This is a genomic window from Rothia terrae (assembly GCF_012396615.1).
Taxonomy (GTDB): domain Bacteria; phylum Actinomycetota; class Actinomycetes; order Actinomycetales; family Micrococcaceae; genus Rothia; species Rothia terrae.
In genome coordinates this window covers 153474-177702 of the sequence record NZ_JAAXPV010000001.1, presented here as the reverse complement: position 1 = coordinate 177702, position 24229 = coordinate 153474, and the positions used below count along the sequence as shown (strand labels likewise).

Below are 24229 nucleotides of genomic sequence, written 5' to 3'. Positions count from 1 at the left end.
TAGCCAACGGTTATTAAGTTCGTGGCATATCTCATGCGCATAAACACTGCGTGCACCGTAGAATAGTTCTCGCCCCTCGTCCCTAAATATTTGATGCGTAAAGGAATAATCGTGGCTCGTATCTACCTTGATCACGCGGCAACCACCGACACCTTGCCTGAGGCTGTTGATGCTGTTGTTGCTCAAATGCGAGCCGGTGGTAACCCTTCATCGCTACACTCTGCGGGACGTCGTGCGCGGTCTACCGTTGAAATGGCGCGTGAGAGAATTGCGCGTGTTGCCGGATGCGACAGCGCTGAGATCATTTTCACATCGGGCGGCACCGAAGCGGATAACTTAGCTATTAAGGGGCTGTACTGGAAGCGACGCGAAGCTAACCCTGCTGCCCGCAAAATTCTCGTGTCTTCTATTGAGCACCATGCAGTGGGCGACGCCGTTGAATGGCTTGAAAAATATGAGGACGCGACGGCGGTCTGGTTGCCGGTTGACGAGTTCGGCGTCGTGGACCTTGAGACACTACGCGCCGAGGTCTCCTCTGACCCCGAATCTGTAGCGCTGGTGACGGTGATGTGGGCAAATAATGAAGTCGGGAGCATCCAGCCTATTGCTGAAATCGCTGCAATCGCTCAAGAATTTGATATTCCAATGCATACCGATGCTGTTCAGGCATTCGGCGCTATTCCGGTGAATTTCCGTGAATCCGGCGTGACCACGATGGCGATTTCCGGCCACAAAATCGGAGGACCTATGGGCGTTGGTGCGCTGATTGCCACGCGTTCTGCGGCCATGATGCCTGTATTGCACGGCGGCGGGCAGGAACGTTCGGTGCGTTCGGGCACTATCGATGCGGCGTCCATCGCTGGTTTTGCCGCTGCAGCTACCAGCGCGGGGGAGAATCTCGCTGAAGAGTCAACCCGGATCGCTCAGCTTCGAAATACCGTGGTAGAGCGAGTACAGCAGCTGATTCCCCAGGCCACTTTGCGAGGCCCCCACCCCGAGAGTAACGAAGAGCTTGGTTCAATGCCGTGGCGTCGATTGCCCAATAATGCTCACTTCACCTTTGAAGGGTGCGAGGGAGATTCTTTGCTGTTCCTGCTAGATATGGCTGGTATTGAAAGCTCCACCGGCTCGGCATGCAACGCCGGGGTGCCGCGTCCTTCACATGTTTTGCTAGCAATGGGACTCGACGAGGTGACCGCGCGTGGTGCGCAACGCTTCACGCTGGGGCACAGCACCACTGCAGAAGATATTGAAGCTTTGATCAAGGCTTTGCCCGCGGCGTTTGAACAGGCCCAAAAAGCAGGCCTTGCAGCGCATACACCCGACGCCGCCTTGTGGCACTAACGCAATTTTTACGTATTTACTGATGATGTGTGCACGCGGATGCGTGATGAAGGATAGAAAATTATGAAGATTCTTGCTGCGATGAGTGGCGGCGTGGATTCAGCTGTAGCTGCCGCACGTGCGGTTGAAGCTGGTCACGATGTTGTTGGCGTTCATTTGGCGCTGTCTCGTATGCCCGGTACTTTGCGTACCGGTAGCCGTGGTTGCTGTACTATCGAGGATTCCATGGATGCGCGTCGCGTGTGCGATCAGCTCGGCATTCCCTTCTACGTGTGGGATTTCTCCGAGCGATTCAAAGAGGATGTTGTGGATGACTTTATCTCTGAATACGAGCACGGTCGCACCCCCAACCCTTGTATGCGATGCAACGAAAAGATCAAGTTTGCTGCGCTTCTTGAAAAGGCAGTGGCTTTGGGTTTTGACGCGGTGGTTACCGGTCACTACGCCAAAGTGATTACGAATGAAAACGGTAATCGTGAGTTGCACCGTGCAGCTGACTGGGCGAAGGACCAGTCGTATGTACTCGGTGTTCTGACTCATGAGCAGCTCAAGCATGCGTGGTTCCCCCTAGCTGATACTCCGTCTAAGGCTGAGGTGCGTGCTGAGGCTGAACGCCGCGGCTTCTCTGTGGCTAAGAAACCTGACTCCTACGATATTTGCTTTATTCCTGAGGGTGATACCCGCGAGTGGCTGGCTGAGCATATTGAGATGAACATCGGCGATATCAAAGACACTGAAGGCAACGTGCTCGGTCAGCACGAGGGCTCACAGGCATTTACCGTCGGTCAGCGTAAGGGGCTGAAAATTGGTCACCCGGCTCCCGATGGTAAGCCCCGCTTTGTGCTGGAGATCAGACCCAAGAGCAACGAAGTTATTGTAGGATCCAAGGAACTTCTTGCCGTTGAAGAAATCCGCGGCATCCGCTGCACGTGGGCGGGTGAACCCGTTGCTCAGTTCGCTGAATTCATCCAGCGCCCGGCTGAGGTTGGCGCAGCGAGTGCTGACATTGATATCACCTCTCAGGTGCGTGCCCACGCAGACCCTGTACTGTCTTCCGCGCATCTTGAATGGGTCAGCGACGATGAATCAAACGATGAAAACGCTCTGCGCCTTGAAATCGTCGTGCGTCTGAAAGAGGGGCTGCGAGGAGTAGCACCGGGGCAAACCCTCGTCATGTACCAGGACACCCGCGTCCTTGGGCAGGCAACGATCAACCGCGCGTACTCACTCGACCGCGCAGACGTCTAAAACCAACACAACACCTGTCTAAATGGTGGGCAAGCTATGAGACCCATTTCGCGAAGTGGGTCTCATAGCTTTTAGACTAGGTATATGACTTCAGCCGAAAACCCCCAAGACGTACAGGCACACCAAGAATTCGATGCAGAAGCGAGTTCTTTGCGTGGAACAGTAGATGAAGCCGTGTTGCAAGAGCTTTACTCTATTCGTCAGAGTATTGATAATTTGGATGCCGCTTTGGTGCATGTGCTCGCTGAGCGTTTTAGGGCTACTAAACGCGTGGGCTATCTCAAAGCAGAGCATAATCTTCCCTCTGGCGATCCTGATCGTGAAGCTGCCCAGATTGAGCGACTGCGCTCGCTTGCTGAGGTAGCTCATCTTGACCCCGAGTTCGCTGAAAAAATTTTGAACTTTATTATTTCTGAGGTGATTCGTCACCACGAAAGAATTGCTGAGCAGACACGAGAGAGCTAGCGTTGTGAACCGTCGCGTGGCCGATAGCTACAAGATTTTAGATGAAAACGAGCGGGCGTTGCTTGCCGATTTGCGCGCGCAAGCTTTGGAGCACGACATTAATTTTGAGCCAAAGTTTTTTGTTCAGGCAACTGCTTTAGGCAGGTGGCCCGGTGAAGACGCCGTGGACGCGGTAACCCGTGTTCGCGGGGAGTTAGGCGATCCGCATCTTTCGTACCTTCCGGAACTTTCGCAACGCGGTTTTCAAGCCACTACTCTGGCACGAACCATTGCAACGTTCGAGGGACTTGAAGCCGACGGAACATCAGCCGGCTGGCGTATTAATTCCGGCTTTTCGCAAGAAAGCCAGTGGGCGCGTCATACCTTTGCTTCTGACATTAATGTTCTAGCCGATGTTATTGGTAAAGAAAGCGCCAAGCCGCGTGAGCTGAAGATCCAGTTTGTGGGTCCGCTGAGTCTAAGCGCTCAGCTTTATCTGACGAACGGTGAGAGAGTGTTGAGCGATGTCGGCGCTCGCCGCGATGTGCGTGATTCATTGATTGCTGGTTTAGAAGATCAGCTCAAATCGCTCCGTGAGGCGGCTCCCGGCGCCAAACTCATTGTGCAGTTTGATGAACTGGATATGGTGAGTATTCTAGAGGGCACTATCGCCACATCAAGTGGCTATCGCACCTTGCGCGCATTGCGTCCTCACGAGGTTCACGAAAACTTTGATGTACTGACTCAAGCAGTGCGTCAGCAGAACGCTCAGCCTGTTATCAACGTGGGGCAACAGGTCGTTCCGGTTTCTTTCCTCCAGCCATTTGAGGCGGTTGCTCAGAGCGTCCAAGGTTACAAAGACTCCGACTGGGAAAAGATCGCGGCTCTAGTTGAAGCCGGCCAGCGTCTGTGGCTGGCAACCGTGAATCCTCACGCCAAACAATCGGTGAGGACGCTTGTTGATTCAATTTTTGGGCCGTGGCGACGCGTCGGCTTACCGGCGGCTCAGCTGTCGCAGATTAGCCTCACTGAATCCGCGTCCCTAGAACATTGCAGTCCAGCTCATGCCACAGCGGTGTTGGCCCACCTGACAGAAACCGCCACAGCGCTGTCTGAAACCGCGCAAAATTCTGAGTAAATGCACTAACCACCGGCAAAACACGTAATATAAAGAGTCAGATATTTTTTGCTCACGCGAGGAGGAGCATGAACGCAACGATTCTAGTTGTTGACGACGATGACGCTTTGGCAGAAATGGTTGGCATCGTCCTGTCTCAAGAAGGCTACGAAAGCGTATTTTGTACCGCTGGAGATCAAGCTGTAGAAGCATTTGAACAGCATCAACCCGAATTGGTTTTGCTTGATTTGATGCTGCCCGGTATGAACGGTATCGAGGTCTGCACTGAGTTGCGCAAGGTCACTGAAGTTCCGATTATCATGCTCACCGCTAAGTCCGATACCGAGGACGTCGTAAAGGGACTCGAAGCAGGGGCAGACGACTATATCGCTAAGCCTTTCAAACCTGCTGAGTTGCTTGCTCGCATTCGCGCTCGTTTGCGTCCGCGCGAAGACAAGAATAGCGAAATCATCAATATTGGTGGTCTCACTATTGATCTTTCGGGCCACAGCGTTACCCGTAACGGCGCCCTCATCGCGTTGACACCGCTTGAATATGATCTTCTGGTGAACATGGCCCGTCAGCCCGGCCAGGTTTTCTCGCGCGAAGCTCTGCTTGATAACGTCTGGGGCTACGGCAAAACCGTTGATTCTCGCCTGGTTAATGTCCACGTTCAGCGTCTTCGCGCAAAGATTGAGCAGGATCCCGAAAACCCTGAAATCATTTTGACGGTTCGCGGCGTCGGCTACAAAGCTGCTCCCGCTAACATCCGATAGTTCAGATGGCTGAAGAATCTCTTACACCCTCACCGACATCGCAACGCTGGTATAAATCACCGATTAAACAACTGGCGTGGCGATGGCAGCATTCCCTGCAGTTTCGCGCTGTGGCGATGGCAATCATTTTGCTCATGATTACCTTCGTTGTGGTGGGAACCTTCCTCTCTAGCCAGATTGCGTCATCGCTCTTTAACGGTCGGCTTGACCAGGCACTTGAGGAATCCTCAGCAGGGTTTACGAACGTGCAAAGTGTTATTGATTCTTCAGACGCGATTGATCGCACAGAGATTGAGTCGGATGTTCGTAGATTCTTGACGGTGCTTGAGACAGGTAGCACCGACTCTCAAAGACAGTGGATGCTGATACCGACTGAACCTGATAATTCTCAGAGTTTTATTCAACAACAGGCCCAATTTTCGTGGGCTAACCCCGATGATATACCAGAGGATCTGGTGCATACCGTCGCCGGGCAAGACGGTATTTATTGGCAATCTGCGCAGATGCCTGTTCAAGAAAACGGTAGTCCAGTTCCTGTGGTTGTCGTGGGCACTCGCATCAACATACCGCAGAGCCCCGAATACGGGCTGTTTCTCGTCTATGACCTCTCCAGTTCGCAACAGATCGCTCAGTACATCAGCCTGGTGCTGTGGCTTGGGTTCGCCATTATGCTACTGGTCGTTGTCTCTATCGTGTGGCTGATTACCCGTTCCGTGATTCGTCCTATCAGTCTGACAGCTGTTACTGCAGAAAAGCTGGCCGCGGGGGATCTCAATCAGCGCGTTAATGTTCAGGGGCTTAATGAGACGTCGCGACTCGGTGTTTCCTTCAATAAAATGGCTGATAGCTTGCAGGAACAGATTTCGCGTCTTGAGACTCTCTCTACGATGCAGCAGCGTTTTGTCTCTGATGTTTCGCATGAGTTGCGCACTCCGTTGACGACGGTTCGTATGGCAGCTGAACTTCTTCATGATGCTCGCGATGGTCTTGACCCTCTTCACCGACGTTCTACCGAGCTGCTGTATAACCAGGTCGATCGTTTTGATACCTTGCTTGCTGATTTGCTTGAGATTTCTCGTTTCGACGCGGGGTCAGCAACCCTGGATCTTGTGCCCGCTGATATTTTGACAGTGCTGAATGAAATCATTGATTCCGCTCAGCCTCATTTGGAGCGCGTGGGAGCACCCTTAGAAGTCCATACGGATATCGCTGAGCTCACCGTAGAGATGGACCACCGACGCATCGAGCGCGTCCTGCGTAACCTTATTTTCAACGCGATTGAGCACAGCGAGGGGCGTCCCATCGACGTCTATGTTGCTGCCAGCGATACCGCGGTGGGTGTAGCTGTTCGCGACCACGGTGTGGGGCTATCACCGGATGCTATTGACCATGTCTTTGACCGTTTTTGGCGTGCTGACCCTTCGCGCAAACGTACTTTGGGCGGTACCGGTCTGGGACTTTCAATTTCTGCAGAGGACGTGCATCTGCACAGAGGTACCCTTGAGGCCTGGGGACGCCCTGGTGAAGGTGCTTGCTTCAGAATGACTATTCCTTTGACCCAGGGAGCAGAATTGGGGGAGTCCCCGGTACTGCTGAGCGGTGAGCCCGATGTGAAGTATTTCGAGTTGGAGGCGCCGTCCACCGCATCGACTTCGATTCCGATTATCATGACAAGTGCTTCACCTATCGCTGAGGATGAAAAGTAGCCATGGCAAAGTTATCTCGTCTAACAGTTATCACCGTCAGTTCTGTAGCACTTTTGGCGTTGAACGCGTGTGCCGGCATTCCCACCAGCGGTTCCGTTAACCATTATGCGGATCCGCGCGCCACAGCATCCTCTACGAGTGAGAGCATCGAGATTGACGGCCCCGCTGGCGGTGCTTCACCTGAAGAGATTATTCGCGGCTTTTTAAACGCAGGAGTTGGCGTTCGCGATGACTATAAGGTCGCACGAGAATTTTTGACGGACGATTACGCTCAAAGTTGGGCACCAGATGATCACACCGTGGTTTATTCTGATCAGCCAAGCATCACTAATAGTTCTGGCGATAGCTATAAAGTGAGTGTGCCTGCAACTTCTGAGATTGATGACCGCGGCATTGCTACTTCTTTCAACGCCAATGAAACAAAAAACTTAGAGTTTGAGCTCAAACGCGTGGACGGCAACTGGCGTATTAGCTCAGCTCCGGGAGAAATAGTTCTTCAACAGAACCAGTTTGATCAGGTGTACAACCCGTTTACCCTGTATTTCTTTGACCCGACTTATTCGTATGCGGTGCCGGATGTACGCTGGTTTGCCGATCGCGATACTGTTGCTACCTCTTTGATTCGAGTTCTTTTGCAGGGGCCTGCACCGTATCTTAAGGACGCGGTGGTCTCGGCAGTGCCGGAGGGAACCAAGCTGACGCGTAACTCGGTGCCGGTTGACGGCGGTACCGCTGATATTGACATTTCTGGTGATGGAATTAGCAATAACCTCTCACAACTGACCATTGAGCGCATTAACGCGCAGATGAATGAGACTCTGACTTCGCTGGCAAATATTAATTCTGTGAAGCTTTTGTTGAATGGTCAGGCGGTGCAGACAGGCACCTTGTCTGAGGCAAATCCCATCGTTGATCCCTCGGTGCCTGATTCTGTGATTGGCACCGAAGACGGCTCACTCGTTACTCGCTCGCAAATTGACGATCCTGCTAGCCAGAGTACTGTTTATACGCCGCAGGGAGCGAATGCTACCTTGCCTGCTATGGGTATTGCGCGCGGTATTTACAGCTACCTGAGCGAAGATCGCAAGAACATGTGGCTGGTGCGTAATGGCGAAGCACAGCAGATCCTAACGGGTAACGATCTTTCCCAGCCAAGTTTTGATTACCTGCACTGGGCATGGGTAGCTCACGATAATTCAACGATCTCAGTTGTATCTTCGACCGCTGAAAATCCGGAGCCTGAAGATCTTGAGGTGCCGTGGCTCAACGGGTACTCCGTCCACTCAATTAACATCTCGCGAGGTGGCTCTCGCGCGGTGTTGACGGGAACCGATGGAACCTACTCGTACGTGTGGGTCTCTGGGGTGATCCGCGGCAAAGATGGTAAACCCACCGGACTTCAAGAACCTGTACGTATCGGTACCTCAATCATCCCTGATTATGCTGACTTCACCTCTGATCAGGAGATTGTGGTTGCTAATTATGAAGAAGGAACAGCGGAGATTGTTTCACTTTCTGGCATTAGTCGTTCCCTGGAACCTCTCAAGGGGCTGACAAAGCTTACCGTGGGTGGTGGCGACAACCAGATTATGGCTGAAACTAAAGATTCAACGCTGTATCGCCTCACCTCATCCGGGTGGACGCGCGTTGAGAGCAGTATGCACGATTTCAACTATTCAGGCTAGGGAATAGGTCGGCGTTATCCACAGACACACGATGTCCACAGTTTCCGGGTAACTCCAAGAAGCTACAAAAAATGCATCACTATATCTGATATGAACTTTTCAAGTATCAGAAAGAGTGTGTGGCAGATAGCGGAGCTTGCTGTACCTCAAACGTGTGCCAGCTGTCGCACCTATGGAATAGAGCTGTATAACAACAATGGCTTGTGTCCGGCTTGCTCACAGTTGGTAAGAATGAGCCTGCTAAATGTGCATGTACCTCACCTGCGTGTTCCTTTGAACAATGTGGTTGCAGCCGGGGTCTATGAACATGAGTTAGCCCGGACTGTCCTCGCCTTCAAGAACAAGGGCAGATACGATCAGCACAGGGTTCTTGGGGGAGGACTGGCTCGGTCGATACAACTTATCCTTGAAGCACATGAAAACCCGTCAATGTGCGTCCTTGTACCGGTTCCATCGTCCTCAAAGAACACGAAAAAACGAGGTTATTCCCCGGCTGAAGTGCTGGCCCAAACTGCCCATAGAGACCTCAAGCTGCAGGGTATTAACATCACCCGTGTTATCCCCGCTGTGTCGGTAGGTCGAAAGGTATCCCAGGCCAGCGGACAGAAAAATCTTGGCGCGCAAGCCCGCTGGGCACGCATCCATCGCAGCATGGTTCCGGCGACCTTACCGAGCATGTACCTGGGGTTCTCTATCGACCTACGCGATACCCCTTGCATCGTCTGCGACGACGTAGTTACTACAGGTGCATCAATGGCCGAAACCGGGCGAGTTTTAGCGGAGATGGGTGCACGCGTTATCGGCTATGCGAGCGTGGCTGCAGTGCCCCGCCGAAGTGAGCTTCTCCCAAAGCAGCTAGAGAACAAGAACTGCTGAGTACGCTGTGCAGGAGCAACAGACTTCAAGCAACAAACAATATGCTGAGCTAGAAAATAACGAGTGATTTTTGCCCGCTTGTCACCATTTTCCAACACTTCTGCAGTCAAGAACAAATATGTCGGCTACTAGGTGAAACAAACAAAAATGTGATGTAACACATGATTTTTGGTGCTTGAAAGGGCTACAGTTGAACTACGGAGCAAGAAACTCCCGGACATGAACCGCTTCATGGTCCTCGCCGCTAATGCTTTGGAGGCAATCGTGGAACTGAACATCTACGGACGCAACGTCAAAGTAACTGACCGACTGCATGAATACGTTGAAAGCAAGGCTGAAAAGTTTGAGCAACTCGGCGATCACGTATCTGACATCGAAGTCAAATTCACCAAAGACGGACGCACCGGCCCTAACACCATCCGAGTTGAAATCACCGTAACCGGCCGTGGTCCCGTTCTTCGCGCTGAATCAGTAGGCTCAGATAAATATTCAGTCTTTGACGATACTTACGGCAAGCTACTTGAACGCCTTCGCCGAGCCCGCGACCGCCGCAAAGACCAGCGTCATGGTGGACGCGCCCCCGTATCAGTTTCAGAGGCAACAGGGTCAAAGCCAATTGTCGGTGACCAGACCTCCGTCACCGAAATTCACTACGACGATGTACCGCTTGAAGAAGCAGCATTCGATAACCAATACGCACTGACCGATGAGGTTCAATCGCCCATCGAAATCCGCCGTAAGACCTTCCCCGCGGTCAAGCTCACCGCCGAAGAAGCTGTCGATCACATGGAACTCGTTGGCCACGATTTCTTCATCTACATTGATGCTGAAACCGGAGCGCCCAGCGCAGTCTACCGCCGTAAGGGATGGACCTACGGTGTTATCTCACTCGGTGAAGAAACCGCATAAAAATTAGACCCCTCACACCAAAGGACGCCGCCGAAAAAATTCGACGGCGTCCTTCATCTTTATACCTCACCTGCACATATTTGTGTGCTGACAGCTATATTTTTATTTATTTTTTGCACGCGTGATTTACAATGAGTTGTTAGTCTGCGTGCAAGTAACGCACTATATTTCACCGTCTTCAACCTCAAGGAGCACAAGTCGTGGCATCTTTCTTGGAAAAACTACTCCGCGCCGGAGACAAGAAAGTCCTCAAACAGCTTCGCACCTATACCGATGCTATTAATTCGCTCGAAGACAGCATGGTAGAACTTACGGATGCTGATTTGCGTGCAGAAACCGATAAGTTCCGCGCTCGCATTGAAGACGGCGAATCACTTGATACTTTGCTTCCCGAAGCTTTCGCCGTGGTTCGTGAGGCCTCAAAGCGTACCTTGGGCAAGCGCCACTACGATGTTCAGCTGATGGGCGGCGCCGCTCTGCATCTGGGCAACATCGCTGAAATGAAAACCGGTGAGGGCAAAACCCTGGTGGCAACTGCACCGGCATACCTCAATGCACTCAGCGGTAAGGGCGTTCACGTGGTGACTGTGAACGATTATCTTGCTGAATACCAGGCAAACCTCATGGGACGCGTCTACCGTTTCTTGGGTCTTGAAAGCGGCGTTATTCTCTCTAACCAGAACCCTGAGTTGCGTCGCCAGCAGTACCTAGCAGATATCACCTACGGTACGAACAATGAATTTGGCTTTGACTACCTCCGCGACAACATGGCGTGGGCGCTCGAGGAGCAGGTTCAGCGCGGTCACAACTTCGCTATCGTCGATGAGGTCGACTCAATTCTCATTGACGAAGCCCGTACCCCGCTCATTATCTCAGGTCCCGCATCCGGCGAAGCCAACCGCTGGTACGGTGAATTTGCGCGCATGGCTCAAAGCCTCAAGGTCGATGAAGACTACGAAGTCGACGAGAAAAAGCGCACCATCGGCGTTCTCGAATCCGGCATCGATAAGGTAGAAGACCACCTCGGTATTCGAAACCTTTACGAATCCGTCAACACTCCTCTAATCGGCTTCTTGAACAATTCGATCAAGGCTAAGGAACTGTTCAAGAACAACAAAGATTACGTGGTCGTCAATGGTGAGGTGCATATCGTTGATGAGCACACCGGCCGTATTTTGCCCGGTCGACGTTACAACGAAGGCATCCACCAGGCTATCGAGGCTAAAGAAGGCGTCGAAGTAAAGCCTGAAAACCAGACCATGGCTACCGTTACCCTGCAGAACTACTTCCGTATGTACGACAAGCTCTCGGGTATGACCGGTACCGCCGAAACTGAAGCTGCTGAGTTCATGAACACCTACGAGCTCGGTGTTGTTCCGATTCCGACTAATAAGGGCGTTCAGCGTACTGATCAGTCCGATAAGGTCTACAAGAACGAAATTGCTAAGTTCCGCGCTGTTGTTGAAGACATCAAGGAACGCAACGAAAAGGGTCAGCCTATTCTGGTGGGTACCACCAGCGTTGAAAAGAGCGAATACCTCTCTAAGCTGCTTGTTAAAGAAGGCGTCCGCCACGAAGTTTTGAACGCTAAGAACAACGAACGCGAGGCTGCAATCGTTGCTCAGGCAGGCCGTAAGGGCGCAGTTACTGTTGCTACCAACATGGCAGGACGCGGTACCGACATTATGCTCGGCGGCAACGCAGAGTTCAATGCGGTAGAGAAGATGGAGACCTTAGGTCTTGATCCCAACCGAACCCCTGAAGAATACGAGCAGAAGTGGCCTGCAATTCTTGAACAGTGCGAGGCAGAGGTTGAGGCTGAACACAACGAGGTTGTAGAACTCGGTGGTCTCTATGTTCTCGGTACTGAGCGCCACGAGTCACGCCGTATCGATAATCAGCTTCGCGGTCGCTCCGGCCGTCAGGGCGATCCCGGCGAATCTCGTTTTTACCTGTCATTGACTGACGATTTGATGCGCCTGTTCAACGGTCAAGCAGCAGGTCGCCTGATGGCAGGTGCCCCCGACGACACCGCGTTGGACTCCAAGTTAGTCTCACGCGTCATTGCATCTGCTCAGGGACAGGTTGAGGCTCGCAACGCTGAGCAGCGTAAGAACATCCTCAAATACGATGATGTTCTAAACCGTCAGCGCGAGGCGATGTACAAAGACCGTGCTGAAATTTTGCACGGTGCAGATATTCAGGAACAGATTCAAAAGTTCATTGATGAGGTTGTAGTCTCAACCATCGTTGAACACACCGCCGGTCACCCTGAGGATTGGGATCTCGAGAAGCTGTGGGATGTTCTGAAGCCGATCTATCCCGTGTCAATCACTATTGACGACATGATTGAAGAAGCTGGGGATCGAACCAAGCTCACTCAGGAGATGCTGATTACTGAGTTGCTCACTGATGCGAAGTACATCTATGAGGAACGAGAAAACAAGGTCGGCTCTGAAGCGATGCGTGAGATTGAGCGCCGCGTGTTGCTCTCCGTTATCGGACGTCGTTGGCCTGAGCACCTGTACGAGATGGACTACCTCAAGGAAGGTATCGGCCTGCGTGCAATGGCTCAGCGCGATCCCTTGGTTGAATACCAGCGTGAGGGCTACTCCATGTATCAGTCCATGATGGAAGCTATTCGTGAAGAGACCGTTGGCTACCTGTATAACTTGGATCTTTCAAAGCAGCGTACTACTTCTTCAAGCATCAAGATGAACCTGCCTCCGCAGCCTAAATTCTTGAAGTATTCAGCGCCTTCTGAAGACGGCGGCACTGACGTGCGAGTACAGGAAAATAAGTAGCTTTTAGAAAGCAATAGCCGGGGTGACACACTGATTTCAGTGTGTCACCCCGGCTATTTTGTTTAAGCAATCTCGATTTCGACAACCTTCCACATAGCGCGGATTTTTTGGACTCGGAAAGCAAGTGCACGGACTCTGTATCCGTCCTCAACAATGACGCAGGCCTCGATAGTTGACTCATTAATTTGCTGAGCGTGTGCCCTGCGAACTTTAGGCCGGGTGAGGTCTTGCGTAAATGGATTATGCTGATGCTCATTTTGTGCCTTGGCAATCAGCACTCGGCGAGTGAGATCTGCGCGGCGCTTGATTTTCATGAGGCATTCGGATGAGAACCATTTTGCAATCTGTTGAGCTCCACGTTTTCCTGCAAAGATTTCTAGAACGGCTATTGATAAACCGCTGCACATGGTTTCAACCGACTGACAGAGTGAAGATGCTTCTTCAAGCGGTATGCCGCTTGAGGGGGTGATGACAGATGGGTTGGCTTGTTTGAATGACTGCCTTAACAGCATGTAGTGTTCGGCTGAAACTGCATAGGGCTTGTGTTCGCGAGGTGCTGGGGAGTTCATGATGATTATCTTTCTTGCGTTGCGGGGATAAGAAGTTGTTGGCCGGGCCGTATCAAAGTGTCTATGGAATCTAGCTGGAATTCGTTGAGCTGGTATATCTCATTTACAAACTCCATGATTTGTGCATCCGTGGAATCGGTAGGTAAATAGTGTTCTGCAATAGTCCAAAGTGAATCTCCGGCTACGACGGTGTGAAGCCCACTTGAATTAGCATCACCTGCATCTAGAGGTTCTCTAGGGGTCACGGTGAAGAATGGATTGATGGATGGGTCTGTCTGATTGGTGTATGTTTTGACATCGACTTCTTGTATTGAAAGACCGGTGTCATAGAAGAACGAAGTGAGATCTTTATCTGCGGTCGAATCGGCTGGTGCTGTGAAAAACGATGATATGGAGTTCTTTTGCGCGGAGCTCAGGGACGAATCATGTTCAACAAAATCGGTGAGGTGTTGCGCTGACGATTGTTCAACTGCGGTTGCTGGTGCTATGGACGTAACAACTGGTGCAGCATAAATGCTAAGACCGATGGACCCGATAGCCAGCTTCTTCAAAACCTTTGGCATCCAGCGAGGGATTGAAACTGCTTTTCCTGAAGCTTTCTGGTAGGCGGACAACACCGCCACAGTTACAAACCCGAATAACCACCAGCACAGAATTAAGGCGCTACTGATGGTAACTACCATAATGATGGTGCGTTCAATCGGTGATAAGTATTCGGCAAGCGTCAAGAGCAAAAAACAGAGCGCAAGCGCCACGCTGGCTACCAGCGGCGTGAGAAGAGCTGCCACCCACGCTTCATAATCCTGATGATTGCGATTATTTTCGCTCATTGCGTCCCTAAACGTTTCATTTGATGTCATTTGATAATGTTTAGAGTATCTATCTTTTGTTTGAGAAAGTAAAGCTTTTTTCCAAATATTTAGTATCGGTGGGGTCTGATGGGTGAGGCTTATGGCGCGAGAGTACCCTGAGGGTATGGCAAATTTAGACAGAATTTTTAGAGATTATGAAGTGCAGCTGAACGCTGCCAAGATGCGGGAAATGGAGCAGGACGCGCAAGAGGTGAGGCGGCACGAGTTTTCCAGGGTGCAGCACATGGATCGATTCGCTGCGCAAATTGGGGAGCTGATTACCTGCTTTACCGTCGATTCGCAACGGCTCATCGGTGTTTTGGATGGCATCGGTCAAGGCTGGATACAGCTAAATACTCGTGCTGAGTCCCTGGTGATTCCTTTGACCGCTATTGACTTTTGGGAAGGCGGAAACAAATTCTCACACGTAGATGCCTCATCAGTGAATCGAAAGCTGTCTTTTGCGTTTGCGTTGAGAGCGCTTTCCCGTGCGCGAGCGCACGTGAGGTTTTACCACGTATCCGGTTCTATGAGCGAAGGCGTGATTGAGCGGGTAGGTGCTGATTTTGTTGAAGTATCTGTTCGAGGAGAAGACGAAAAAGGCAGGACTCAAAGGGGGATGAGAGTCCTGCCGTTATCGTCGGTTATTGCTGTTGGTTCTTAGTCTTTAGGCATTTTGCCGTTCTTTCGCAATTGACTGTTGGGTCTTTGCGTACGCCTCAGAGATGTATTCTTCGAGCTTGATTTTCTCAACTCGCCATTGGTTGCGGCCACCAATCTGTATTCCCTGCAATTCTCCTGATTTAACAAGCTGACGCGTTTGGGAAAGGGTGATATTTAAGATTTCTGAGACTTCTGGAAGGGTGAGGAATCGAGGTTCTGCCACGGTGGCTCCTTAGAACGGGGGAGTGGTACTGTTCTTCATCATTGCACGGTTTGTCGGTCGTGTGGTGGATATTTTCACCTTTTCCGCAGTTTTGTGTCGTTTGATGAAGTTTAATGATTGTCGATGTGACTTGGCTATTTGTTGTGTGGGTCATTCTGTGAGGGTGCATTAGCTTGTAATTTGGTGTGTCCTGACTGAAAATTGCCGTGAGTTAGCTTATTGCTGGCTTCATAGTTGACACACACCGGGTGACACCGGATTACCTCGCAGGAATATCACATGGCATCGAAAAAATCTGACGCGACCGCTGTTAGTGCTCGTTTTCAGCGTCCAGGCTTTAAAGACCCCCGCCTACTCATTGGCCTTCTGCTGATAGCAGTCTCAATTGTTGCTGTTATTGGGATTTTGAGGCTGGGCAATAAAACTGCGCCTTATTACAAAGCGAACCACGATATCAGCGTGGGCGAAAAAATCTCTGCTGATGATTATTCCCTGATTGACGTTCGATTAGCCGATGCTGAAAATCTTTATGTTTCGGAGCAACAGGGTATTCCCGAAGGAGCTGTTGCTACCTCACGCATTGCAAGCGGACAGCTGCTTCCTTCTGCTGCAGTATCTACCCAAAATACGGATGGACGCCGATTAGCAACGGTTACCGTAGACAGTGCCTATGCATCCACCCTGACGGCGGGAACTCAGGTAGATGTCTGGGTATCAGCCAAGCAGGACGGGGCCGGCAATAGCTTTGCCGATCCCACCGTGGTGATGGAAGGTGCTGAGATTTCTAAGATTAGTAACGAAGAGACTCTCATGGGTGGAACAGGTAAATCTGCGGTGCAGTTGCTGGTCAGCGAAGATGCACTGGGCACAATTCTGCGCGCTATCAACAACGAAGAAAAAATCAACCTTGTTCCTACTGACTTTTCACAGAAAGGTTAGTTCGTGAATATTCCAGTTGTTGTCTATGCCGACCACGCTAACCGTTTCATTAGCGATATTGAAGCTCAGCGCGGTGAAGTGAGCGTTGCTCGACATGTTCATGATATTTCTGAAGTGTACGGATTGGGTCAGACAGGCATCGTGCGTGCAGCTCTGCTAGTTTCTGACTTTCAAGAGTTCCTCAGCGCATCCTTTGTCGCGCAACTCAAGGATGTTGACGTTGCTGTTGTCGCTGTGTGCGACCCCGGCGAAGAAATTGAAATCTCAGGTGTCTATTGCATCAGCTCCTTGGCTGAACCGGATGAGGTTATTCAAGCGATTTCTTATGCTGTGGCGCATATCGATGACATTCCAGCATCCTCTGCAACCCATGCCCTTGAACCTGAAGATACTCTGTCTGCCTCAGAAAGCGGCACTGATGATGACCGCGGTCGTGTGATTACTGTATGGGGTAGTGGCGGAGCGCCGGGACGCACCACTGTTTCTACAAATCTGGCAACATCGCTGGCTCAGCAGGGGTACTCCGTTGTCCTAGTAGACGCAGATACTTACGGACCTTCCGTTGCAATTTCTCTTGGTCTTATTGATGAATACTCTGGCTTGTCGCAGGTCTGTCATCTGGCGGACCACGCTGAGTTAGATGAGGAAAACTACGAGAACTTAAAGAGCACAATTGCTGTCGGTAACACCTACTTGGATGTTCTCAGTGGACTGACGCGTCCTGACCGTTGGGCTGAGATAAGGGAAAAACCGTTGGCTGATGTGCTGACGTTTCTCAAAGCACGATATGACGCTGTGGTGATTGATACCGGGTTTAGCGTAGAGGCTGATGAGGAACTTAGTTTTGACGGGGTGGCGCCTCGGCGAAACGGGGCAACGCTGACTGCTATCGAAATGGCCGATGCCGTGGTGCTGATCGGCGCTGCTGATGTCGTGGGTTTTCCCCGACTAGTGCGTGCTTATGAGGAACTCACCCGCAGTCATGTTGAACTTTTGCCTCAAGCAGAGGTCTTTGTGTGGCTCAATAAGGTGCGCTCCGAGATCACCGGTGGACGTTCAGAAGAAGAACTTGAGCGCGCATGGCAACGTTTTGGTCCCGGCCAGGAACTGAACGGTTTTGTTCCCTATGCCCGTGCAGAGCTGGATAAAGCAATTTCAGCAGGAAAAACAATGATTGAGTTTTCACCGGGGCATGAGCTCTCAACTGCATTCGAGAAAATGGCGCAGACAGCAATCGGTAAAGAGAGAAAACCCAATGCACACCAACAGCACGAAACGTCTCCCACTCAATCAACGCGTTTTTCGTTGAGGGGAACTTTTCCTGGGAAGAAGCGATAAATCGACTCCTGGGCAGTACACACGGTATGCTCAAATTATTCTGCCTGTCACGAGCTGGAGTTGCGCTGTTGTTTACTAAGCCTATTTTTGAAGCCGCCGAATACGGCCCAGGAGACACCGAATGGTTACACTTGCTGGTGGGGGATTGGCAGATTATTGCTGACACCGCTCACGGTGATCTCGTTCTGTGGTTGCCTACCCAGTTTGAGTCTACTGTCATGCATTTGCGTGATTATCCGGTTGGCCCGACGCAAGACAGTAACTTCACGGCGGTGGCGCAAGTACGCCCCTCTACAGTGCATACCCTGTTTTATAAGGACCTTATCAATCAGCAGATGAAGCCCCAGCTACGTGCAATTGCGCACCGCGTGTGGAAGACCCAACAAACCGAAAGGTTCGCTGACTCCGAGACTATTGCCGGGCTAGACATGCAGACAACTGCTGTACCTCTGATTCGAAACGGTCGCACCTTAGCTGTTCTTACTCTGCACTCAGAAACCGTCAAGCCACGCCAGCGTACTCACGTAGAACTTGTCTACCGAGAGCTCGCAGACGAACTGCTGAGGATGACGAGCAGAGGAATCTGGCCAGAATTTTCTGCGCCCGTTGGGTCTTCGCGAGGTAACCCGCGAGTGAGCGATGGTCTGATTACTGTAGATGCCGAAGGTAACGTTACTTTCGCATCGCCCAACGCGGTTTCCATTTATAAACGCCTGGGGTTTGAAGAAGACCTAGAAACCCACAGCCTTACATCCATTACCCGAGATTTGCTTCCTCAAGGCGATCAAGTTGATGAAACCCTTCCGCTCGTGTTGGCAGGGAGAATGCCGTGGCGCTCTGAGATCCGCACACATACAGTGAGTGTTACTTTCAGGGCTATACCGCTTCGTCGCGCAACAGCACTGGGTGAGGAACGTTTTGGCGCCATTATTCTTTGTCGCGATGTCACTGAGCTGCGACGTCGTGAAATGGAATTAATGACTAAGGACGCGACGATTCGTGAAATCCACCACCGCGTCAAAAATAATCTTCAAACCGTCTCAGCTCTGTTGCGGCTTCAAGCACGTCGAATGGAAAGTGATGAGGCGCGTCAGGGGCTTGAACAGGCGATGCGACGAGTTGCAACAATTGCCACCGTCCATGAAGCTTTATCGCAGGGTCTCACCCAAAACGTAAATTTTGATGGTTTGATTGAGCGGCAATTTCATTTGGCAGCTGAACTGGCTTCTCCCGGACAGCACGTTCGTACCGTCCTAACCGGCGAATTTGGTGCGTTGCCCAGTAAATTTGCTACCCCCTTAGCACTGGTTATCAATGAGGTTGTAGCCAATGCGGTTGAGCACGGACTTGGCACCGAAACCGGCACCGTTACCATGGATGCTCATCGCTCAGTTAATTCGAGAGCAGAGCAAACATTGACCGTCACAATCACTGACGACGGCCGTGGCATGGGAGTTAAGAAAATTGAGTCATCGGGTGTTGGTACATACTCATCCTCTGGAGATGGATTGGGCATGCAAATTGTACGGACGCTGGTGGCAAGCGAACTCAACGGATCAATCCGTTGGGAAGATAATGAACCGCGAGGTACAAAAGTAATCATCGATGCGATCCTGGTCGGGGCGCATACTTAAAATAAATGGCGGTAGTTGGCTAATCCAACTACCGCCATTTCATATGTAATGTTATGAAGCGCGACGGGCGCGTGCTGCGCGGCGTTTCATCGCGCGGCGTTCCTCTTCGCTCATTCCACCCCATACACCGGAGTCTTGTCCGGTTTCGATTGCCCACTGCAAACAGGTGTCCATGACCGTGCAGTTACGGCAAACCGTTTTTGCTTCTTCAATCTGCAAAAGGGCAGGACCGGTGTTTCCTACAGGAAAAAACAGTTCGGGATCCTTTTCCAGGCAAGCAGCACGGCTACGCCAATCCATGAGCACGCTCTCCTCATAAACTAATACTTGAACGACATCACATGCGATAAAAGTGATGCACCAATAAATCAGGCCCCTGGAAAACCGGGGCCGGATTGAACCTAAATAACTTTCGCATGTAAGCAGAGAGTAAACAAGGGGTTTATAGTCGAAAACTCTTCATGAACCCTGAGTTATGTATCACACGAGGAATGTATTGCTGTTATCAGTAGAAATTTGTGGGCGTAATTGCTGTTGATAAAACTCATGGTCTAAGAGCAAACACGTTAAGCTAATGGGAGCTTCATATATCATCAGAATAAATTTCACCCGGTGTTGTGGCGAGAAAGTTACTTATAAACAAGATGGAAAGGCATTAGCTGTGCGGTTACCAGCTCCAGTCAAAGTTATTTTGTCGTTGATGGCACTTGAGGTTCTAGCGGTGCTCGCTATCGCTGTTTTGATGGTCGTCAGCGCTGCTCATACCCCTGGTGAGTCGGTAACATCAGCTATTTTATTAGCCGTCGCTTTCGTCCTCATTGCAGGAGCTTTGGCAGTAGCAATGGCGGGGATGCGAAAAGGACGCTTGTTCTCTCGAGCATTAACGCTTATTTGGCAGGTCTTTGGCGTCATTATTGGCACTCAGACAGCCTTGGGTGGACAACCCGGAATCGGCATCCCGGTAGTGGTTGTATCGGGTGCTGCATTGCTTTTGCTCTTTTCGACTCCGGTCATGAATCACCTGCGTATCAATAGCAATCTTCCGCCTCTGGGACAGGACCGCTAATAGGCGTGCACTTTGCCACTTGAAAGGCACGGGCTGATGCGGACTCTATATAAATCGCTCGTCCTGCAGGTAAAGCCCCATCGGTCTTGAGGGTCAGCGGTAGATCTCCCATCGTGAAAATTTCAAGATCGGAGGCGGTTGCCGGTTGCAGAACAATTCCTTTGCTTGTTCCTGCAAGCTTTGAAAGCAGAGGCGAGCTGTGCCATCTCTTCCACGATGTGAAAGCTATAAAAACATGCTGAAATAAGGCGCTCGCGTTGATGACAACGTTTTGGCATTGGGCATCTAACACTTGCAAATTATCAATCAAAAGTGCTTTTTGTTCGCTCTGTGGCACACTAGAGAGCACCTGTTTAAGGGCTGTTGCGCTAGGTACTTTACACCCGTCTACGGTGATGAATTCTTGATGCGGATTAAGGGCTATGAGCGCGCTGAGAGCAGAGGTTTTCCCGATGATTTTTTGCCTGCGATACAGAAGAACTTAGAGCCTTCATTTCGAATATAGACAGGTTTGGAGTGGCTATCTATTCCTAGGAGAAAATCATGGGGGTTTGCAGGTACCGTTCGCGGAATGTCTTGATCAAAGATTACAATAGGTAGCTGATTGAGCACGGCTGATAAAGGACACAGCTGGTCGGCTTTTTGAACCGTTAAGACGGCATTGCTTCTGGGGTCGTTTTGAAGTTTTTCTCGCACAATTTCGCCTAGCATTTTCCATTGATGAGGAAGCGGTGGTATTTCAGTGCGCGGTTTAAGTATTGAGAGATCCTGAGTGTAAGAACTTTCATGTATTGCTGTATTCGAAACGGCGGTAGCAAATTTACCTCTGAGCGATAGATGGGAAGACGTCACCACGCTGATTCCTGAACGATGTCCGTCCTGAAGTAGCTGAAGGAGCTTGAGCTGGAGATCCGGCGACCGCATCGTTTCTTCTAGCAGGACGTCTAGCCCGTCAATGATGATTCCGGCGGGAAGAGTATTTTTCGTGAGTAGATAATCGATAATTTCGTGCAGGAAATCAATATCCTGTAGGCCTAATATGCAGTGTGTAACAGGGCTAGCTGCTTTGAGTTGCCGATAGAAATTTCCATCCGCGGTGAAAATGGTGCACGCCGTATCTGAGTGAGACCACTGCTGCACGATGGAAAGTTCAACGGACTGACGGAGAGCACTATCAGCTACGAGATGAAGAGATCCGTGCGTAGTTGGCTCCCAGATGAGGTTCTCTATGAATCCGGCAGCAGGATTTTCGTGCAGACCTAAATACAGCTGGCCTGCATAAAGCTGGTTCTGCTCAGGCTGCAAAGGTGCAACAAGCGGCGCCGGAATAAGATTCTGTGAGCCGTGCTCTGCAATACCTCGGGTGTAGGCTGCAACGATGCGCTGAAGCACCTGGTCTTCATGTTCATCTGAGCGAGCAATTTTTGGCACCTCAGATTTCGTCCTGAGGTTAGTCAGACTGACGGCATCATTATTCAGCTGTGGTACCTGATCAATCAGGGGAGCCTGAAAAGCCACCGGACTGGCTTCTGGAGTTTTAATATAGCCGGCACCCGGGGTAGAAGCTGAGATCGAGGATGCTGCCGGGCCACCAATAAGATTGTGTGAATCTTGTTCGCTGGATACTCGCAGTGCGATAGTCGTTGCAATATTTGCCCGAATATCTTGCGAGACAGCGCCCTGCGGTCTCTGGGTGGCGAGCACCAGGTGAACTCCGAGTGAGCGTCCAATAGTTGCCACTTTCAGAAGTTCCGTCATAGCTTCTGGCATAGATTCAACCAGCATTTTGAATTCATCGACAACGATAAAAATCTCGCTGAACTCCAACGGCTCCTGTGTCTTTCGTCGGATGCTGACGTAGTCACGGTATGAACTGATGCCAAGAGCCGCAAAAAGGGATTCGCGGCGTTTAAGGTTGGCAGTGAGGAAAGCTAGAGCACGCTTGACAGCTGCGATATCAAAATCGCTGAGAAGCCCCAGAGAATGAGGGAGCTCATTTAGCGGCCCTAAACCTGCGGAGCCTTTGAAATCAATCAGAAGGAATGAACAGCGACGCGGTGAATATTGTGCCGCTAAGGATAGGATGATGGATCTCAACAACTGGGATTTTCCGGCACCGGTCGTACCGCCGAGTAAGAAATGCGGACCGTGGAGCGTAGCGTTCAGGCTCTCGCATCCTAAACCGATGTGCAGGTTGAGCTCGTTCTGATAGTAGGTTTCATGCCAGCGTTGCTGCCGTGTCTCTGTTGCCAGGTCTCGCAAGGACGAGAAACGGTGTGGACGACCGTGAGGGCTGAGGTCTGAGCCATGAGCGAGCGTGCCTGAAGATTGAGTTGCTGTGTGTAGCGCGGTTTGAAATGCGGAGGTGCTGATGCCGTCTGCACATACCTCTAAGGTACGGTCTACGGACAGCCCCGGTACTAAAACTTCTTCATGCTCATGAATCTGCTGAATTTGGATGTATCGATGATTCGCCTGTAAAGAAATAATGATGTCAGTGGCGGGCTCAATGCGGTGCTCTAGTGTGTTTGAAGCAATTCTAAAGACGGACTGCTGGGCCGATTTTTTCAAGGTGCGTGCTGATGCATGCCAGATGATATCTGCCTGACTTTCGTGCTGGTGTGTCGGCAGAATTTCGACATTTCGCAAACCGTAAAGGCTGTGGAGCTTCGGGTTTTGCTGAACTAATGTCTCATCGATTGCAATGGAATACTTTGTTGTACAGATGATTTGCATGAGGATGCTGCGCTGTACGGCCTCATCGACGTTGATGAGGTAGGTGAGCCCCTGGTGCAGAGGTAGGAGGCAGAGGATGTCATGTTGCTGGGGAATCGTGTAGCGGTCGATATTGCGGCCACGAATGTTAGCTGGACGATGATGTAAACCGAGCGAAAAGTATTGCTGCGGTGCAGAACCTAGAGACTGAGCTATCGCTCCTAAAGAAGGGTACGCGCTGATGTGGTCTTGCTCCTTAGCGGACGCTTGTGCAAGCGCCTGGCGCGTTTTTCTGCTGCTGCCTCCCTGCGCAATCAAGTGAGTGCCCATCACCACAGTGGTAACCAGACTCATCACCATAAAAAGCCAGTTGTGTGTTAGCCATGAGACGATGATTCCGGCGAGCAAGGGTACACTGATCATGACGAGGGTCAACGTAAGACTGCGCGGCGGGTTGAGATCGAGCTGCACCGGGGCAACTGAGACGGTTGGTGAAGGCTGAGGGCCTTTCGTAGAAATGATGAGCGTAGTAGCACCAACGGTGAAGTGTTCGTTGGCTGTTACCTGTTCAAATTTCTGGCCAGTCTGCCACTGGAAGCCCGATTCGAGAACATGCAGATACCCGCGACGCGGTTCCAGTGCATCATCTGCGATAGTGAGATCGCATTGGAATTTGCCAAGAGAGTATACGCCACGATGGAGGGGGTAGCGGGTACCGGCATCCGGGCCATGTAAAACCTCTAAAGACGCAATTTCTGAGTGATGGTTAGAGGCGGCTGAGGGGATGCGAGATATTTCAGCTCCGTCTGTCAGCGGCGCGAGCCCTACAGTGCATTGATCAAGTGGAGTGTCTTGCACCCACCATTGAGAGCGGCGACCAAATACATCATCGAGCAGTGCGCACAGTTTGCCGCCGGGGCTAGCGTCAGCAGCCTCAAATTCAAATGGCTCCCAAATACCACGGGTGATCTCTACGAAAATCCTCAGTTTCATAGCTCTATACGACGCGAAGATGAGGTGAGTTGCAAGAGGCGGCCTGTGAGTCTGTGGATAACTCACGCTATCTGATAGAGGGTACAGGTTGTGTGTCCACAATCGAGCTCTAAAACCGGGAATTTTTGTCATAAATACGTCATACGGATTGCGGCTCTTCTCGTGCTCAGGACATCCGCCAACCATAGAGTTCTCTAAGAATCACATCGAAATGCGCGGCATCAAGTGATATCGATTCAAAAATTCCGGTAGTTTTATAGGTACACATAAATGTGCACTTATTGATATAAGTTCCCTTACTAAGCCGTTGCGTACACGCAGCGGTTCAA

21 protein-coding genes are annotated in these 24229 nt (G+C 51.1%); 15 read left to right on the top strand and 6 right to left on the bottom strand.

Translation table 11 applies throughout. From position 1 onward, the window contains the following. The first annotated feature begins 93 nt into the window (after positions 1-93). The 10 genes from HF984_RS00800 (at position 94) to secA (ending at position 12909) form a co-directional block, all read left to right on the top strand. Entirely contained in the window at positions 94-1344 is a 1251-nt protein-coding gene (locus HF984_RS00800) for a cysteine desulfurase family protein (RefSeq protein ID WP_168613777.1), read from the top strand. A 63-nt stretch (positions 1345-1407) separates the two neighbouring features. Then, positions 1408-2592, top strand: a complete 1185-nt coding sequence (mnmA, locus tag HF984_RS00795; RefSeq protein ID WP_168613776.1) for a tRNA 2-thiouridine(34) synthase MnmA — start codon at positions 1408-1410, stop codon at positions 2590-2592. A gap of 84 nt (positions 2593-2676) precedes the next feature. Further along, positions 2677-3057, top strand: a complete 381-nt coding sequence (locus HF984_RS00790) for a chorismate mutase (protein ID WP_168613775.1) — start codon at positions 2677-2679, stop codon at positions 3055-3057. 4 nt (positions 3058-3061) lie between these two features. Then, the gene (locus tag HF984_RS00785) at positions 3062-4174 is read left to right on the top strand and encodes a uroporphyrinogen decarboxylase/cobalamine-independent methonine synthase family protein (RefSeq protein ID WP_168613774.1); all 1113 of its coding nucleotides are present in this window, start codon (positions 3062-3064) and stop codon (positions 4172-4174) included. A gap of 68 nt (positions 4175-4242) precedes the next feature. After that, positions 4243-4929: an MtrAB system response regulator MtrA gene (gene mtrA / locus HF984_RS00780; RefSeq protein WP_168613773.1), complete on the top strand. Its 687-nt coding sequence runs from the start codon at positions 4243-4245 to the stop codon at positions 4927-4929. A gap of 5 nt (positions 4930-4934) precedes the next feature. Beyond that, complete coding sequence (gene mtrB / locus HF984_RS00775; RefSeq protein ID WP_168613772.1) at positions 4935-6635, top strand: MtrAB system histidine kinase MtrB; 1701 nt, start codon at positions 4935-4937, stop codon at positions 6633-6635. Between the two features lie 2 nt (positions 6636-6637). Beyond that, on the top strand, positions 6638-8320 hold the full coding sequence (locus HF984_RS00770; protein ID WP_168613771.1) for an LpqB family beta-propeller domain-containing protein: 1683 nt from the start codon (positions 6638-6640) through the stop codon (positions 8318-8320). Positions 8321-8551: 231 nt separating this feature from the next. Continuing rightward, positions 8552-9196: a ComF family protein gene (locus tag HF984_RS00765; protein WP_168613770.1), complete on the top strand. Its 645-nt coding sequence runs from the start codon at positions 8552-8554 to the stop codon at positions 9194-9196. A gap of 219 nt (positions 9197-9415) precedes the next feature. Continuing rightward, positions 9416-10105, top strand: coding sequence for a ribosome hibernation-promoting factor, HPF/YfiA family (gene hpf / locus HF984_RS00760; RefSeq protein WP_247596381.1), 690 nt, complete (start codon positions 9416-9418; stop codon positions 10103-10105). Between the two features lie 200 nt (positions 10106-10305). After that, a complete protein-coding gene (gene secA / locus HF984_RS00755) occupies positions 10306-12909 on the top strand; it encodes a preprotein translocase subunit SecA (protein WP_168613769.1) in 2604 nt (867 codons plus the stop codon). Positions 12910-12971: 62 nt separating this feature from the next. Here secA and HF984_RS00750 read toward each other — a convergent pair whose 3' ends face one another. Both HF984_RS00750 and HF984_RS00745 read right to left on the bottom strand, forming a co-directional pair. Continuing rightward, the gene (locus HF984_RS00750; RefSeq protein ID WP_168613768.1) at positions 12972-13478 is read right to left on the bottom strand and encodes an Rv3235 family protein; all 507 of its coding nucleotides are present in this window, start codon (positions 13476-13478) and stop codon (positions 12972-12974) included. Positions 13479-13483: 5 nt separating this feature from the next. Continuing rightward, a complete protein-coding gene (locus HF984_RS00745; RefSeq protein WP_168613767.1) occupies positions 13484-14308 on the bottom strand; it encodes a LysM peptidoglycan-binding domain-containing protein in 825 nt (274 codons plus the stop codon). 265 nt (positions 14309-14573) lie between these two features. Here HF984_RS00745 and HF984_RS00740 point away from each other — a divergent pair, with 265 nt between their 5' ends. Next, a complete protein-coding gene (locus HF984_RS00740) occupies positions 14574-14993 on the top strand; it encodes a hypothetical protein (RefSeq protein WP_168613766.1) in 420 nt (139 codons plus the stop codon). A 3-nt stretch (positions 14994-14996) separates the two neighbouring features. Here the strand turns inward: HF984_RS00740 and HF984_RS00735 are convergent, their stop codons facing one another. Further along, positions 14997-15215 (bottom strand): helix-turn-helix domain-containing protein, encoded by a 219-nt coding sequence (locus HF984_RS00735; protein WP_168613765.1) that lies wholly within the window; start codon positions 15213-15215, stop codon positions 14997-14999. A 279-nt stretch (positions 15216-15494) separates the two neighbouring features. On the opposite strand from HF984_RS00735, the gene HF984_RS00730 reads away from it, so the two are divergent. From HF984_RS00730 to HF984_RS00720, 3 genes are read left to right on the top strand one after another with little or no spacing between them, the layout of a single operon-like run. Next, on the top strand, positions 15495-16154 hold the full coding sequence (locus tag HF984_RS00730) for an SAF domain-containing protein (protein ID WP_168613764.1): 660 nt from the start codon (positions 15495-15497) through the stop codon (positions 16152-16154). A gap of 3 nt (positions 16155-16157) precedes the next feature. Then, positions 16158-17492, top strand: coding sequence for a nucleotide-binding protein (locus HF984_RS00725; RefSeq protein ID WP_168613763.1), 1335 nt, complete (start codon positions 16158-16160; stop codon positions 17490-17492). Between the two features lie 26 nt (positions 17493-17518). Beyond that, a complete protein-coding gene (locus tag HF984_RS00720) occupies positions 17519-19126 on the top strand; it encodes a sensor histidine kinase (RefSeq protein WP_168613762.1) in 1608 nt (535 codons plus the stop codon). A 51-nt stretch (positions 19127-19177) separates the two neighbouring features. Here HF984_RS00720 and HF984_RS00715 read toward each other — a convergent pair whose 3' ends face one another. Next, the gene (locus HF984_RS00715) at positions 19178-19426 is read right to left on the bottom strand and encodes a WhiB family transcriptional regulator (RefSeq protein WP_168613761.1); all 249 of its coding nucleotides are present in this window, start codon (positions 19424-19426) and stop codon (positions 19178-19180) included. A gap of 361 nt (positions 19427-19787) precedes the next feature. Here HF984_RS00715 and HF984_RS00710 point away from each other — a divergent pair, with 361 nt between their 5' ends. Then, the gene (locus HF984_RS00710; protein ID WP_168613760.1) at positions 19788-20192 is read left to right on the top strand and encodes a hypothetical protein; all 405 of its coding nucleotides are present in this window, start codon (positions 19788-19790) and stop codon (positions 20190-20192) included. Here HF984_RS00710 and HF984_RS00705 read toward each other — a convergent pair. Together HF984_RS00705 and HF984_RS00700 are read right to left on the bottom strand one after the other, a co-directional pair. After that, positions 20155-20529, bottom strand: coding sequence for a hypothetical protein (locus HF984_RS00705; RefSeq protein ID WP_168613759.1), 375 nt, complete (start codon positions 20527-20529; stop codon positions 20155-20157). The genes HF984_RS00710 and HF984_RS00705 overlap by 38 nt on opposite strands. 83 nt (positions 20530-20612) lie before the next feature. Beyond that, the gene (locus HF984_RS00700) at positions 20613-23900 is read right to left on the bottom strand and encodes an FtsK/SpoIIIE domain-containing protein (RefSeq protein ID WP_168613758.1); all 3288 of its coding nucleotides are present in this window, start codon (positions 23898-23900) and stop codon (positions 20613-20615) included. Between the last annotated feature and the right edge of the window lie 329 nt (positions 23901-24229).